The following is a 407-nucleotide window of genomic DNA, read 5'->3' as shown; positions in this document are numbered from 1 at the left end:
CGCCCGGTGAACCGCCCCGATACCGGTCGAGCGCAACCATGCGCTTCTCAACCGCCTTGCCCGCGTCTTGCGCGAGGACGGCAGCATGTATCACATTTGTACCCCCCAATGCCAAGCTCAACTCGGCCTCGGGGAAAAGTTTGTAGGCAGGGATGGCCGGCCCGCCGAGATGAACCGTTGCCTGCCGGGCCTGACTGATCTTGCGGACGCCGTCATCCGACGCTTCTGTCGCATGAAGCACCAGCAAGGCCTGGCCCTCGCGCACCGCGTTCTCGACCTTGGCGGCGCCGAGAACGACCGCGCCGGCCTTGCGGGCGAGGCCAAGCATGCCCAGCGCGGATCGGGAAAGCAGGGTGTCGACCATGCCGCCGATGTCGGCGGGAACCTTTACCTGCGCCTTGAAAGCG

General features: G+C 66.1%; 1 pseudogene. It reads right to left on the bottom strand.

From position 1 onward, the window contains the following. A pseudogene (locus EN742_RS37490) lies at nucleotides 1-407 on the bottom strand (DNA-binding protein); the annotation flags it as partial.

This window comes from Mesorhizobium sp. M4A.F.Ca.ET.020.02.1.1, assembly GCF_004022645.1.
Lineage (GTDB): Bacteria > Pseudomonadota > Alphaproteobacteria > Rhizobiales > Rhizobiaceae > Mesorhizobium.
This window is presented reverse-complemented; position numbering and strand designations above follow the sequence as displayed.